19 protein-coding genes are annotated in these 14,363 nt (G+C 35.2%); 11 read left to right on the top strand and 8 right to left on the bottom strand.

Features of this window, described 5'->3' with window-relative positions:
• Window positions 1-12 precede the first annotated feature (12 nt).
• From udk to mtnN, 4 genes are all read left to right on the top strand, one after another.
• Window positions 13-648 carry a uridine kinase gene (gene udk, locus TE34_RS18870; RefSeq protein WP_047986366.1) on the top strand — a complete coding sequence of 212 codons (636 nt, stop codon included), beginning with the start codon at window positions 13-15 and terminating at the stop codon, window positions 646-648.
• Window positions 649-782: 134 nt separating this feature from the next.
• Window positions 783-1,259: a transcription elongation factor GreA gene (greA, locus tag TE34_RS18865; RefSeq protein WP_047986365.1), complete on the top strand. Its 477-nt coding sequence runs from the start codon at window positions 783-785 to the stop codon at window positions 1,257-1,259.
• A gap of 206 nt (window positions 1,260-1,465) precedes the next feature.
• On the top strand, window positions 1,466-2,155 hold the full coding sequence (locus TE34_RS18860) for a YrrS family protein (protein WP_047986364.1): 690 nt from the start codon (window positions 1,466-1,468) through the stop codon (window positions 2,153-2,155).
• 31 nt (window positions 2,156-2,186) lie between these two features.
• Window positions 2,187-2,873: a 5'-methylthioadenosine/S-adenosylhomocysteine nucleosidase gene (gene mtnN, locus TE34_RS18855; RefSeq protein WP_047986363.1), complete on the top strand. Its 687-nt coding sequence runs from the start codon at window positions 2,187-2,189 to the stop codon at window positions 2,871-2,873.
• Window positions 2,874-3,140: 267 nt separating this feature from the next.
• Here the strand turns inward: mtnN and sigK are convergent, their stop codons facing one another.
• From sigK to sda, 8 genes are all read right to left on the bottom strand, one after another.
• Complete coding sequence (sigK, locus tag TE34_RS18850; protein WP_047986362.1) at window positions 3,141-3,845, bottom strand: RNA polymerase sporulation sigma factor SigK; 705 nt, start codon at window positions 3,843-3,845, stop codon at window positions 3,141-3,143.
• Between the two features lie 152 nt (window positions 3,846-3,997).
• A complete protein-coding gene (mnhG, locus tag TE34_RS18845) occupies window positions 3,998-4,363 on the bottom strand; it encodes a monovalent cation/H(+) antiporter subunit G (protein ID WP_047986361.1) in 366 nt (121 codons plus the stop codon).
• Window positions 4,344-4,655 (bottom strand): monovalent cation/H+ antiporter complex subunit F, encoded by a 312-nt coding sequence (locus TE34_RS18840; protein WP_047986360.1) that lies wholly within the window; start codon window positions 4,653-4,655, stop codon window positions 4,344-4,346. Before TE34_RS18840 ends, mnhG begins: the two co-directional genes overlap by 20 nt.
• Window positions 4,656-5,132: a Na+/H+ antiporter subunit E gene (locus TE34_RS18835; protein ID WP_047986359.1), complete on the bottom strand. Its 477-nt coding sequence runs from the start codon at window positions 5,130-5,132 to the stop codon at window positions 4,656-4,658.
• Window positions 5,133-5,138: 6 nt separating this feature from the next.
• Entirely contained in the window at window positions 5,139-6,620 is a 1,482-nt protein-coding gene (locus TE34_RS18830) for a Na+/H+ antiporter subunit D (protein WP_047986358.1), read from the bottom strand.
• Entirely contained in the window at window positions 6,613-6,951 is a 339-nt protein-coding gene (locus TE34_RS18825) for a Na(+)/H(+) antiporter subunit C (RefSeq protein ID WP_047986357.1), read from the bottom strand. The genes TE34_RS18830 and TE34_RS18825 overlap by 8 nt, the downstream gene beginning before the upstream one ends.
• A 1-nt stretch (window position 6,952) precedes the next feature.
• Entirely contained in the window at window positions 6,953-9,295 is a 2,343-nt protein-coding gene (locus TE34_RS18820) for a Na+/H+ antiporter subunit A (protein ID WP_047986356.1), read from the bottom strand.
• A 250-nt stretch (window positions 9,296-9,545) separates the two neighbouring features.
• Entirely contained in the window at window positions 9,546-9,686 is a 141-nt protein-coding gene (gene sda / locus TE34_RS18815; RefSeq protein ID WP_047986355.1) for a sporulation histidine kinase inhibitor Sda, read from the bottom strand.
• A 404-nt stretch (window positions 9,687-10,090) separates the two neighbouring features.
• Here sda and TE34_RS18810 point away from each other — a divergent pair, with 404 nt between their 5' ends.
• Genes TE34_RS18810 through rsfS form a run of 7 tightly spaced genes read left to right on the top strand, consistent with a single transcriptional unit; the run spans window position 10,091 to window position 14,361 of the window.
• Complete coding sequence (locus tag TE34_RS18810) at window positions 10,091-10,606, top strand: YqeG family HAD IIIA-type phosphatase (RefSeq protein ID WP_047986354.1); 516 nt, start codon at window positions 10,091-10,093, stop codon at window positions 10,604-10,606.
• The gene (yqeH, locus tag TE34_RS18805; RefSeq protein WP_047986353.1) at window positions 10,606-11,706 is read left to right on the top strand and encodes a ribosome biogenesis GTPase YqeH; all 1,101 of its coding nucleotides are present in this window, start codon (window positions 10,606-10,608) and stop codon (window positions 11,704-11,706) included. The genes TE34_RS18810 and yqeH overlap by 1 nt, the downstream gene beginning before the upstream one ends.
• Window positions 11,707-11,716: 10 nt before the next feature.
• On the top strand, window positions 11,717-12,556 hold the full coding sequence (gene aroE / locus TE34_RS18800; RefSeq protein ID WP_047986352.1) for a shikimate dehydrogenase: 840 nt from the start codon (window positions 11,717-11,719) through the stop codon (window positions 12,554-12,556).
• 4 nt (window positions 12,557-12,560) lie between these two features.
• Window positions 12,561-12,851 carry a ribosome assembly RNA-binding protein YhbY gene (gene yhbY, locus TE34_RS18795; RefSeq protein WP_047986351.1) on the top strand — a complete coding sequence of 97 codons (291 nt, stop codon included), beginning with the start codon at window positions 12,561-12,563 and terminating at the stop codon, window positions 12,849-12,851.
• A 23-nt stretch (window positions 12,852-12,874) separates the two neighbouring features.
• Window positions 12,875-13,444 (top strand): nicotinate-nucleotide adenylyltransferase, encoded by a 570-nt coding sequence (locus tag TE34_RS18790; protein ID WP_047986350.1) that lies wholly within the window; start codon window positions 12,875-12,877, stop codon window positions 13,442-13,444.
• The gene (gene yqeK / locus TE34_RS18785) at window positions 13,431-14,015 is read left to right on the top strand and encodes a bis(5'-nucleosyl)-tetraphosphatase (symmetrical) YqeK (protein WP_047986349.1); all 585 of its coding nucleotides are present in this window, start codon (window positions 13,431-13,433) and stop codon (window positions 14,013-14,015) included. Before TE34_RS18790 ends, yqeK begins: the two co-directional genes overlap by 14 nt.
• Window positions 14,005-14,361: a ribosome silencing factor gene (gene rsfS, locus TE34_RS18780; protein ID WP_407944379.1), complete on the top strand. Its 357-nt coding sequence runs from the start codon at window positions 14,005-14,007 to the stop codon at window positions 14,359-14,361. The genes yqeK and rsfS overlap by 11 nt, the downstream gene beginning before the upstream one ends.
• Window positions 14,362-14,363: the final 2 nt, after the last annotated feature.

Genomic DNA, 14,363 nt, shown 5'->3' with positions numbered 1-14,363 from the left:
AGAGGTTGCAAGATGCAAGACAAACCAGTAGTAATTGGGGTTGCGGGTGGAAGTGGAAGTGGAAAGACATCTGTAACAAAATCAATCTGCCAGCGATTTACTGATAAGACAATTCTTGTTATTGAACAAGATTATTATTATAAAGACCAAAGTCATTTACCATTTGAGGAGCGCCTACAGACAAATTATGACCACCCGCTCGCTTTTGATAATGATCTACTCATCAAACATATACATGACCTTTTAGATCATAAACCTATCGATAAACCAGTCTATGACTATAAAGTTCATAATCGCTCTAAGGAAGTTATAAAAGTAGAACCAAAGGATGTTATAATCCTAGAAGGAATCTTAATTCTAGAAGATCCGCGTTTAGTTGATTTAATGGATATAAAGGTGTTTGTAGATACAGACGCTGACTTAAGGATTATTAGAAGGTTATTAAGAGACATTAAAGATCGAGGAAGAACGTTAGATTCAGTTATTGATCAGTACCTAAATGCTGTACGACCAATGCACTTACAATTTATTGAGCCAACCAAGCGATATGCTGATATCATTATTCCTGAAGGTGGAGAAAATCATGTTGCCATCGACTTAATGGCGACAAAAATTGCAGATATCTTGTCAAAAAATAAAGATAAATAGTTTAATCAAAAGTATTGAAAATTAAAATAAAATCTGCCATAGTTATGGTTAGTATACTTTTTAGTTGATGCTGGAGTATTCCTCATCGAAAAATAGTGTTATTTGAAGCAGTAGATAGACAAAGGAGTGTTTTTATGGCTGTTGAAAAAAGTTATTATATGACACAAGAGGGGAAAGAGAAGTTAGAACAAGAACTTCTTTTCTTAAAAACGGAAAGAAGACAAGAAGTTGTTGAAAGAATTAAAGTAGCAAGAGGATTCGGTGACTTATCCGAGAACTCTGAATACGACGCTGCAAAAGATGAACAAGCTTTTGTAGAATCCCGCATTGCACAAGTAGAAAAAATGATTCGTAATGCAGTAATTATTGAACATGATAATGACAATCCAAATATGGTTTCATTAGGTAAATCAGTTACCTTCCAAGAGCTACCAGACGGAGAAGAAGAAACGTATACAATCGTAGGAAGTGCTGAGGCTGACCCATTCGAAGGTAAAATCTCCAACGATTCTCCAATGGCAAAAAGTTTATTAGGCCATGAAATAGGAGAAAAAGTAGGAGTAGTTACTCCTGGTGGAGAGATTCAAGTAAAAATATTAAAAGTAGAGTAGTAAAAGTGAAAGCGGAGTGATAACTCCGCTTTTTTAATATTATTTAATAATTACTGGAATTGGATGATTATTGCTTGTACTTATTCTCATATTTAATAGTAATGAATATATCAATAAAATGAAACATGATAGTAATTAAAGGATATTATTCCTAGCATATAAATTATGGTAATATAATAAGGTATACATAGGGAGGGGAAGATAGAATGAGTGATTTTGATAGATATACTCGTGTAAACAAATTTGAGAAAAGACGTAAAAACACCAAATTAATGACTGTATTACTAATTGCAGCAAGCTTCCTTGTTATTCTATTATTAGGTTTATGGATATTTGGTCCAGAGGACGAACCTACTGATTCTAATGAAATTGCTAGCTCTGATAATACGAATAGTGAAGATAATAATGAGGAAGAGACAGACGTTGCATCGGAAGAAGAATCTACGCAAACGGAAGAGAGTTCTTCACAAACAGAAGAAAGTAATAGTGGCGTAACAGATGAGAGTAACAATGAAACAGAAACAAATGAAAGTACAGATAGCCAAAATGTGGAAACCGAAGTAGCAGATCCTGCAGGGGAAGATGATAATGTCATCGAGGCTTATACAGCTGAATGGCAACCAATCGGTACAGAGCAAGAAGGTCCACACACTACACAATTTGATACGGAGTCTCAAGATTGGTTAGAAATGGAGCAAGCAATCAGAGTAGCAACAGGTCTTACAGAACAAGATATGATTACTTGGTTTATTGGAAATGGTGGACATCAAAAAGCGATAGGTACTGTAACTAATAAGGCAGAAACAGAAATATATCGAGTTTATTTAAGTTGGGTTGATAATGAAGGGTGGCAACCTACATTAGTAGAACTATTAAAAGAAAACGATAAAAAATAAGTTTTACTTGACGTTTAGGAGGAATTACAACATGACGATTGGTATCATCGGTGCAATGGATGAGGAAATTGAAATCATAAAAGAAGAGATGAAAGACAAAGAAGAAACATCTATAGCAAATTGTCTATTCATAAAAGGAAAATTACAAGACAAAGAAGTCGTACTTTTGAAGTCGGGAATAGGTAAAGTAAATGCCGCTATGGCAACAACTATATTAATGGAGCAATTTACACCTGAATACGTCATAAATACAGGCTCAGCAGGTGGTTTTTCTGAGAAACTTGAAGTTGGAGATATAGTCGTATCTACAGATGTCGTACACCATGATGTGGATGTAACTGCTTTTGATTACGAGTATGGACAAGTACCTGGAATGCCAGCTACATTCAAATCTGAACCTTCGCTAGTTGAGAAAGCAATGAAGGCAATCGAACAATTAGATGTTAATGGAGAAGTTGGCTTAATTGCGACAGGAGATTCTTTTATGGAAGATCCTAAACGGGTGAATGAAGTACGTGAAAAATTCCCTTCTATGATTGCAGCCGAGATGGAGGCTGCTGCTATCGCTCAAGTCTGTTTTCAGTATAAGTGTCCGTTTGTTGTGGTTCGAGCACTGTCTGATATAGCTGGCAAAGAATCATCCATATCCTTTGATGCATTTCTTGGTAAAGCTGCACAAAATTCATCTAGACTAATCTTTCATATGCTGAAAAACTGATTCCAAAACGAAAAGAGGCCGGGACATAACTAAATCAAAGGGATATAAAAACGAACAAAGACCATATTAGCCCCGGAAATATACGGAGACTCCTGTGGGAGGATAGGCATCGGTGAGACCCCGCAAGAGCGATAGCTCTGAGGAGACTCACCAGCCGCCCACGGAAAGCGAAGTATATATCCGGGGCGGGTTATGTGCACTAATGATAATGTTCGGATTTACCTTGGATAGAATTACTTTTGTCCCGGTCTCTTTATTTATATACAATCAACCTTTACGTTCATTTCGATAATACTCATGGAAAACCTTCATCAGAGCCCTTTTCTCGATTCGTGATACATAACTTCTAGATATATTAAGTTTTTTTGCAATCTCCCGTTGAGTCATTTCTTTTTTATTATTCAATCCGTAGCGATAAATGATTACCTCTCGCTCGCGTTTATCTAGAATTGAAAAATAATCCTGCATCTTTTCTATTTCCATATTTAATTGGATATATTCAATCACATTTTCATTTTCAGCTTCTAAAATGTCAATAAGACTAATCTCGTTACCCTCTTTATCCTGACCGATAGGATCATGTAGTGATACATCTTTTTTAACCTTTTTCAAAGCACGCAAATGCATCAAAATTTCGTTCTCTATACACCTTGCAGCATATGTTGCAAGTTTGGTACCTTTTCCAACAGAAAAACTCTCAATTCCCTTGATTAAGCCGATTGTACCGATGGAGATTAAGTCTTCCATATCTTCCCCAGTATTTTCAAACTTTTTTACGATATGAGCAACTAACCTTAAATTATGTTCAATTAATTTGTTTCTTGCTTCCTCACTACCGTTTTGCATTTCCTCAATGTATTTCGCTTCGTCCTCTGAAGATAGGGGCTGTGGAAAGGCGTGATTCTTTACATAGGAAACAAAGAATAGTGCTTCCTTTATTAGCAATGCAAGGACACTCATTATTCCGGACAAACACATACACCTCCTGACTAGGCTGGGCTATAGCCTATATAAACACACTATGTCACTTGGGCGTGTCTTGTGTCTGTCCTTCTAAACAAATACAAGCAATAAATTTAAAAAAGACGTCTCCGATAGGAATCCATCAGAGACGTCGATATGATTTATTGTTGTTTTTGCATTGCTTCTTCGTATGCATCTGTTCGATTCTTAGTTAATGGTTTTACCCCACTATTATGAGCAGCTCTACCAATCATATGAGCGGATACGGGAGCAGTTACCATAATAAATAATATTCCTATTAACAATTTACCGCTAACAATATCCTCTTTAACATATAAGAAAATAAATGCTGCGATTAGAATACTGGAAACACCCAGGGTAGAGGCTTTCGTTGCTGCATGTAATCTCGTATATATATCTGGAAAGCGAATAATTCCAATGGATGCAGACAGCGTGATAAATGATCCGAAAAGCAATAATAAGATGATACTAATATTAGCAAGTAGTTCAATCCATGTCCCTGTCAATAATAACACCCTTTTCTACATATTTTGCCGTTGCGAGTGTTCCTAGAAATCCGAGAATCCCTACTAATAAGGCAACATCGTTTAAATATGGCGTGGAAAGGTATATCGCTACCAGCCCCGTTAATGCCATTAAGTTAATTCCTATTGTGTCAAGGCCAACCGCACGATCGGGATTCGTTGGCCCTTTAAATGTACGATAAAGAAGTAACACAAGCGAGATTCCAATTGAAATAGAACATATTATCAACGTATATCTTAATATAGCTTCAGTAAGTTGAATGGCTTCTGTCATCTATCTGGTCACCTCCAGGATAGCTTTTTCAAAGCTATCCTTAATTTCTTTCACCGACTTGTCAACTTCATCGATATCCATTGCATGAATGTAAAGCACATCATTTTTGTCGGATACTGCAACAGATAGTGTACCAGGTGTAAGTGAAATTAAATGGGCTAATAATGTAATTCCCCAGTTACTCTTCACTTCTAATGGTAAAGCAAAAATCCCTGGTTCAATTTCTGGTTTTGGCGTATAAACCAATTTGAGTATACTTAAATTGGATAATAATAATTCTTTAACAAACAAGAGGATCAACTTAAAAATTTTAACTATTCGTATTCCATAAAATCTACCTGGAATAAAACGATTTAGTAGAAGTACTAAAAGAATTCCCCAAATATATCCCGCAATGAAGCTTGCAAATGTATATGATTCACTAAGGAACATCCACATGATTGCAATGATTAAATTAATAATTATTTGAAATGCCATGGCCCATTACTCCTTTAACACAGAATCAATATAAATTTGAGGATCTAATAAATACTCCGCAATTCCTTCGATGGAAGGATAAACAAATTCAGCTCCGACTCCAAGAAATACGGATACAGCAAGTAAACCGGCGATTGGAAGTATTAACCCTAACGAAGCCTTCTTCGTATAGTTTTTCGTATCGTCCTTTTCTCCCCAAAATCCTCTAATGAATATCTTCATCACAGAGTATAGAATGAGTAGACTCGATAGTAACGCTATAATGGTAATTACAATCTCATCAGCAGTAACGGCGCCTTTTAGTAATAATAACTTTCCAATAAACCCGCTAAAAGGGGGGATACCTGCTAGGATAAAAGCTGAAATGAAAAGAAGCCAACCAATTACAGGGTAATGGTGTATTAATCCTTTCATTTTAGTTAAGTCTGATGTACCTGCTACATATGCAATCACACCAACGAGTAAAAAGAGAGCGGACTTAATAATCATATCGTGAATTAAATAGTAAATCGATCCACTTAGAGCATCTTGATTGAAAATACCAATTCCCATAATGATAAAGCCGATAGCAGGGATTATATTGTAGCTGATGATAAGCTTTATATTATTCGTTGATAAGGCGCCAATAACTCCAAACAGCATAGATAGTCCCGCAATCCAAATGAAAGCTTCATGTGTGATTTCCATTCGATGAACAAAGATTAAGGAGAAAACACGCAAAATCGAATATATCCCCACCTTAGTTAAAAGCGCACCGAATAGGGCGGATACAACCGGATTTGGAACGATATATGGTCTTGGTAACCAGTAGTAAAGCGGAAATAATGCTGCCTTCGTTCCAAACACAAAGAAGAGAAGGACTGCAATGGTTGTTAAAATCCCATCCTGTTCTACTTCTGCGACTCGTTCGGCTATTTGAGCCATGTTTATTGTACCAACTGCACCGTATAATAGCGCAACTGCAGTTACAAATAACATGGAAGAAAATAGATTGATCAGTACATATTTAATGGATTCACGTAATTGAACTCGATCGCCACCTAGTACGATTAGTGCATAGGAAGCCATCAGCAGTACTTCAAAGAAAACAAATAGGTTAAATAAATCACCAGTTAAAAATGCACCAGACACACCAGCTATTAACATGAAATAGAAAGTGTAAAAGTAATGTGTCTCCTGTTTTAAGGTTAATGAGTGTGGTGCGTAAAATACAGCCGCTGTTGCAATGATATTCGTTGTTAAGATAAGAAGAATGGAAAGCTTATCTGCAACCAATATAATTCCATAAGGTGCTACCCAATCACCAGTTTCTAAGATGATTGTTCCGTCTGTAAACACAGAATACGTCACTATCATCGCTACAACCAAGCTTATTATCGTTAATAGTTTGGTAAGCGCACGAGTAATTTTCACTCGAGAGTTTGTAAACGCAACAATGATACCGGCTAACATGGGGATGATTATTGGTAATATTGTTAAATTACTCATTTGGTTCACCCCTCATTTCTTCGATGTTATCTGTCTTGTTTTCTTGTGCTGTTCGGTAAGCTAATACAAGTAACAGACTTGTAATACCGAAACTTATTACGATTGAAGTTAATATTAAGGCCTGTGGTAAAGGATCAGTATAATCTGTTACAGCATCATCTAAGATTGGAGGCTGTCCTCTTTTTAATTTCCCCATCGTCAAAATGACAAGATGAGCACCATGGGAAAGTAAAACAGTTCCAATGATAATACGTAATAGTTGCTTTTGTAATAAGTTATAGATAGCTGTTGCGAATAATATTCCAGCTAAAATGAGAATGATATATTCCATATTATTCAGCCTCCTTATTCTTTCTAACTTTAATGAGGCCATAGATGGCTAATGCAGCAATACCTAGAACTGCGATTTCAAATAACGTATCAAGTCCACGCATATCTACAAGAATAACGTTAACAATATTATGTCCTCCACCTAATTTATAGGAGGTTTCTACGAAGTATTCAGAGATTGTGTTAAACCAATTTGAACTATGGGCTGCAATCCCAGTCAGAGTAATCAATACACCCATACCTATAGCAAGAATAGTATTTGTTGCTGATGTCGTAATAGTTTCATTTCTCTTTCTAAGCTCAGGTAAGTGATAATAGGCAAGTAAGAATAGAGCCATAGAGATAGTTTCAACAACTAGTTGTGTTAAAGCTAAATCAGGTGCACGGAAGATGACAAAAAGAATAGATATTCCAAAGCCAACAATACCTGTAATAATAATTAATGCCAGCTTATTATTAACAAAGATGGTTGCTAAAGCTGCTAACACCATAATGAATACTACCGCTAAGTCGATTATTTCTACTTCAGCTAAGTTATCAAAGCTAATATTAGTTAAACCACCTGTAGTAAACATAATGATAAACGTCACAGCAATGATAGTTAGTAAAATAATAGACATATATAATTTTAAAGAACCAGTCATATAAGAGTTAGTAATTCCTGCAGAAAAGTCATCTATCTTCTGGATTAGTTTGTCGTATACCTTATTAAAGCTTCGTTTACCAGGAAGAACATGATAGATATTGCTCCATTTTTTTCTTGTTAAAAATAAGACGATACCTATTCCTACTACGACTAGGGACATCTGAAATGCCAGTGAATCAAATCCATGCCAATAGTGAATGTGATATGGTTTAATCTCGCTGTTTAGGATTCCTTGTGCAGCGTGAGCTATTAATGTTCCATTCGTTAAATTAGGGAACAGGCCAATAATAATGACTCCTAATACAAGCACGATAGGTGAGATTAACATTCCAATTGGTGCTTCATGAGGTTTTTTCTTCAATAAGTCGAATTTCTTTGGACCTGTAAATGCACCAAAGAATAGGTACATGGAATAAACAAAGGTAAAAATACTACCAAAAACAGCTAAATATGGAACAGCTGTTGACAAGAAGCTAGCTAGACCATTCGTCGTTACACTTAACTCTGTGGTTGCTCCGAAGAATAATTCCTTACTATAAAACCCATTTAAGAACGGTAGCGGAACTCCTGCCATTGAGAATGTTCCAAAGAGAGCAAGCGTTCCAGATATAGGCATAATCGTAAATAAACCACCAAGTTTACGAATGTCTCTAGTACCGGTTTCATGATCAATAATTCCAGCAACCATAAAGAGACTACCTTTAAAGGTGGCGTGATTCAGAATATGGAATACAGCAGCAAAAATAGCAGCCTCTGTCCCAAACCCTAGCATGGCCATGATCATACCAAGTTGACTGATCGTTGAAAAAGCAAGAATTCCTTTTAAATCGGTTTGTCTGACTGCCATATAGGAACCCCAAATTAAGGTTACTATACCTATCAAACTAACACTAATAAAGAACCACTCATAGGCTACAAAGATAGGTAAGAATCGTGCGACTAGATAGATCCCTGCTTTAACCATTGTAGCGGAATGTAAGTATGCACTAACAGGTGTTGGTGCTTCCATCGCGTCAGGTAGCCAAATGTGAAATGGAAATTGTGCTGATTTAGTAAACGCACCTAATAAGATTAGAACTAATATTAAAGGTAAGTAATTGCTATTCAGGATAATGTCTACTTGATCAATCATCGAACGAATACTTGTTGTCCCTGTTATTACTGTTAGTAATACTAGACCACCTAGCATACTCAACCCGCCAAATACAGTAATAAGCATTGACTTTTGCGCTCCATAACGAGAACGTTCCCTATGGTGCCAATAACCAATTAATAAGAATGAGGAAATCGATGTTAATTCCCAAAAGGAATAAAGAACAAAGACATTATCAGACAATACTACTCCTAGCATTGCAGACATGAACATGAGTAAATAAACATAAAAATGCCCTAACTTTTCTGTCTTATGTAAGTAATAAATGGAATAAAACACTACAAGAGTACCAATTCCACTTATTAATAGTACAAATAATAAGCTAAGACCATCTAAATAAAAATCAAAGTTAATATTTAGGGAAGGAATCCAGTTATATGTATGACGTACAGGAGAAAAGTCATTCCCGATATAACGAATAAAATAAAGGAAGATTCCTAAGGGGATAAATAAAACGAATATACCTGTATGCACTTTATGTTTAGCCTTGCTTATAAGGGGGATAAATAAAGCGAGTACAAGTGGAATTAATACTGCAAAAATCATCTATGCTACGACCTCCATCAAATTTAGTTAAAAATAGCATAATAATATTTATTTAGGCTATTGTTTATGTTTATTACATGTATATCTATTTTAATATATAAATGGTAAAGTAACAAAGTGATATAACGTTACATATAAAAAATAGCTTATCATATAACAATTAGGAGAAAAAATAAAAACCCTTATCAACGAAGGCGTGATAAGGGTAAATTACATATGAACTAAACTATTATTTGTCGATTTTGTCGAATTAACTGGTGTATCTTATTTTCTGGCTTAAACCTCTACGATATATTTCATCTTCAATAAGTGAAACAAAATCAGGGCTTAATCTTAATTCATTTGCTTTATAGTACGATTCAATTAATAATTCATCAGACAAATGTTCCATAATCGCAGCCCTCCTGATCTATTCTTTCTTAATTATTATTTACTAGATTTATGATAGTTATAACGTATCACGAAATATAAGTAAGGACAAGATGTCAGTTATCTACAGCGACCTGTAGATAACTTGTGCATAAATGTGATATTTTTATGATGAACCTAGTTATTATACTGTTGATAATGTGAATATACTTATCCACAACGCGAGAAATGAGGGAATTTGTCGAACGATTTTTGCATTTTCAACCTGGAAATTACATATTTCTACCTTCTCCAACATATATATGGTATTTTAGTATGCATAGGTTCGTATTTCTACTATATATATTAACCGAAAATACTTTTGTATAAACATAGTATACGTTACTATAGTAGACGTTAGATAAGTAAAATGAAGAGGTGTGTCTGTTGTTAAAACGATTTTTACCAAATGAACATGTCAAGAGAATCTTTGATATTAAACCTCAAGATTTAAAAGAAAGAGGCATTAAGGGGATTATTACGGATTTAGATAATACATTAGTTGCATGGGATGTAAAAAGTGCTAGTCCAGAGGTAATTGAGTGGTTTAAACAGATGAAGGATAATGGCATTAAAGTGACGATCATGTCTAATAATAAGGAAGAAAGAGTTAAAATGTTCTCAGAGCCACTGGGTACTCCGTTTGTGTTTAGTGCTAGAAAACCATTAAGACGAGCATTTTTAACAGCTGCAAAACAAATGGAACTTAATAAAGAAGAGATTGTTGTTATTGGTGACCAGCTATTAACAGATGTTTTAGGTGGAAACTCTGCAGGGTTATATACCATACTAGTTGTCCCTATTGTGCAGACAGATGAAAAAATAACACAATTTAACCGTAGAATAGAGCGGAAAATAATGAATTACTTTCGTAGAAAAGGCTTGATTAGTTGGGAGGAATAATGTTGGAATCTATCCATTGTATAGGCTGTGGTGTGGAAATTCAAACTGAAAATCCAGAAGGACTTGGATATACACCTAAATCATCATTAGAAAAAGAAAGTATTCTGTGTAAAAGATGCTTCCGATTGAAGCACTATAATGAAATTCAGGATGTGTCCATTCATGATGATGATTTTCTCAAAATGGTGAGTTCGATTCGGGATCAGAAGGGCCTTGTTGTACATATTATTGATATTTTTGATGTAAATGGTACGTTAATTAAAAGTTTACCTAGAATTGTTGGTAATAACCCTATCATATTAGTTGGAAATAAAATGGATTTATTGCCAAAATCCACGAATCAAAATAAACTAATTCAGTGGTTACGTTCTTCTGCAAAAGAGTATGGACTGAAAGTACAAGATGTCTTCCTAATCTCCTCTGTAAAAGGTAATGGAATTGAGGAGTTAACAAATCAAATTGAAGTATATCGTGAACAGCAAGATGTGTATATTGTAGGTACTACTAATGTAGGAAAGTCTACATTTATAAACCGCCTAATCAAGCAATCTGTTGGTGAGAGTGATGTTATCACTACTTCTTATTTCCCTGGTACAACATTAGGGTTTATTGAGATTCCATTGGATGATCAATCAGCGCTAATTGATACTCCTGGAATTGTTAATCATGAGCAAATTGCTCATTACGTATCAGATAAAGATTTAAAAGTCATTACACCAACGAAAGAAATTAAACCAAGAGTGTATCAGTTAAATGCCCAACAAACATTGTTTTTCGGTGGCTTAGCACGGTTAGACTTTATTAAAGGAGATAGGCAGTCGTTTGTATGTTATTTTTCAAATCAGCTTCCTATTCACCGGACTAAACTAGATAAGGCTGATGAATTATACGAGAGCCATTTAGGAGAGTTATTATCACCACCAGATGATGAATCGATTAAGCTTTTACCGCCGTTTACTACGAGTTCCTATCGAATAAATGGTGAAAAGACAGATATTGTATTTCCTGGATTAGGGTGGGTTACAGTTACCGGTACTTGTACAGTTGTAGCACATAGTCCGAAAGAGGTTGCAGTATCTATTAGAAAGTCCTTGATTTAGGAGGGATAGATTGGAAGGAAAATTAGGTTTAGTTGGATATCCGATTAAACATTCTCTATCTCCATGGATTCATCAAAGGTTTTTAGAAAATACAGAGACAATAGGTACTTATTCTATATTAGAAGTACTAGAAAATGAATTAGAACAAATGGTACAAACTATTAGAAAGAATAGTTATAAAGGGTTTAATGTAACTCTACCCTATAAACAAAAGATAATTCCGTTTCTAGATGAACTAGATCCGCATGCTAAAGAAGTTGGTGCAGTCAATACTGTATTAAATCGCAATGGCAAGCTAATCGGATATAATACAGATGGAATTGGCTACCTCCGCTCATTGACGAATCATTATCCAGCATTTGTTGAGGATAGACAAAAAAATGTTCTTCTACTAGGAGCCGGGGGGGCAGCTAGAGCGATATACTATGCTTTAAACCAGTCGGGGTTTCAGTTTATCGATATCGCAAACCGGACAATAGAAAAGGCTCAATCAATTGCAGATTTAAAAACACCGGTATCGAAAACGAGTGTTCTGACACTCAGCGAAGCGGAAAAGAACTTAGATAAATATGACTTGATCATTCAAACGACGAATGTTGGAATGAAGCCAAATGAAGATGAAGTTCCCATACGACTAGAAAAACTTCAAGAAAATGCGATAGTGAGTGATATTATATATCAACCAATATGGACGAAATTATTAAAAGAAGCTAAATCACGGGGCGCTAGTGTTCACCATGGTCATTCTATGTTGCTATATCAAGCACAATACGCATTTGAGATTTGGTTTGGAAGGTTGCCAATTATAACAAATATGGACATTCAATTAAAACAATTACTAGAAGGGTGATACCATGCTAACAGGTAAGCAAAAACGATTTCTACGCTCAAAAGCACATCATTTAAATGCAATTTTTCAAGTGGGAAAAACAGGAGTCAATGAAAATATGATTGTACAAATAAATGAAGCATTAGAAAAAAGAGAATTAATTAAAGTAAGTATTCTGCAAAACTGTTTAGACGATAAAGATACTGTTGCTGAAGAACTTCAATCTGGGACTGGAGCAGAGATTGTTCAAATCATTGGTAATAACATCGTTTTATATAAGGAATCAGAAGAAAACAAACAGATTGAGTTACCTTAAGGAATAAAAAAAGGGGTCATTTGATGAATCGTATTGGTATTTTAGGTGGAACGTTTGATCCGCCCCATATCGGACATTTAATTATAGCCCAAGAAGTTGCTAGTCAACTTGCGTTAGAACAGGTTTGGTTTATACCGACGTATGAGCCGCCGCATAAAAGTGTTGCTACCGTAAATGTAGATAGCCGAATAAATATGCTTCAATTAGCGTTGGCTAATAATGAGCGATTTAAGTTAAACACAATAGAAATAGAAAGATCAGGGAAATCCTTTACGATTGACACGATGGAATCATTAAAAATATCTAATCCTGAAACAGAGTTTTATTTCATAATCGGAGCAGATATGGTGGAGTATTTACCAAAATGGTACAAAATTGATGAGTTAATTGAAATGGTTCAATTTGTTGGGGTGAAACGCTCGGGGTATAAATTGGAAAGTTCTTATCCCATACAATTAGTGGATATCCCATTAATCGATATTTCATCAACTCTGATTAGAAAAAGAATTCAGCAAAATGAACCGATAAAATACCTTGTTCCGGATTCGATATATACTTATATTAAGGAGCATGGTCTCTATGAAAAAAAATGATGCAATTAATGCAGTTGAGCCTTGTTTAACAAAGCCACGATTTGAACATACGTTACGCGTAGCCGAAACAGCAGTAAAACTGGCAGAAGTACATCATGTATCTTCTGAAAAAGCGGAATTAGCTTCTATTTTTCATGATTATTGCAAATATCGTTCGCTAGATGAAATGAGGAAAATAATCGAAACAAGTTACCTACCGAATGACTTGCTCTTATATCATCATGAATTATGGCATGGACCGGTAGCATCCATCAAGATTGAGGAAGAGTTTGGAATAACAGATGATGAGATTAAATCTGCTATTTATTATCATACAACTGGAAGAGCTAATATGAGTGATTTAGAACTTATTGTATTTATTGCTGATTATATTGAACCAGGAAGAAGCTTTCCAGGATTAGAAGAAGTACGTAATATGGCGAAGCACGATCTGATAAGAACGGCTTGGATGATATCTAGAAATACCATAAATTATTTAATGGAAAAGCAAAATGGGATTTATCCTGATACATTTCATGCATATAATGATTTAACCAGACTTTTACATGGAGGTAGTAAATTTGAAAAATAATCCTTTGGAAATATTAGAACTAGCAGCAGAAGCATGTGATGATAAAAGAGCTGAAGATATAATTGCACTTGATTTAGCCCAAGTTTCTTTAGTAGCTGATTATTTTCTGATTTGTCATGCAACAAATGAACGTCAAGTTCAAGCGATTGCTAGAGCAATTAAAGATAAAATGGAAGAGGAAAATATTTCTGTAAGACGTCTTGAAGGGTTCGATCAAGCAAGATGGGTGTTGGTAGACTTAGGTGATGTAGTTTGCCATGTATTCCATAAGGATGAGAGACAATATTATAATTTGGAGCGTTTATGGGGGGATGCTGCCCATGTTCCGCTTGAGGTGGGTCAGTAACG

It is taken from the genome of Ornithinibacillus californiensis (genome assembly GCF_001038485.1).
In the GTDB taxonomy this organism is placed as follows: domain Bacteria; phylum Bacillota; class Bacilli; order Bacillales; family Amphibacillaceae; genus Ornithinibacillus; species Ornithinibacillus californiensis.
Note: the sequence above shows the minus strand (reverse complement) of the source record. Positions and strands in the feature narration are given on the sequence as shown.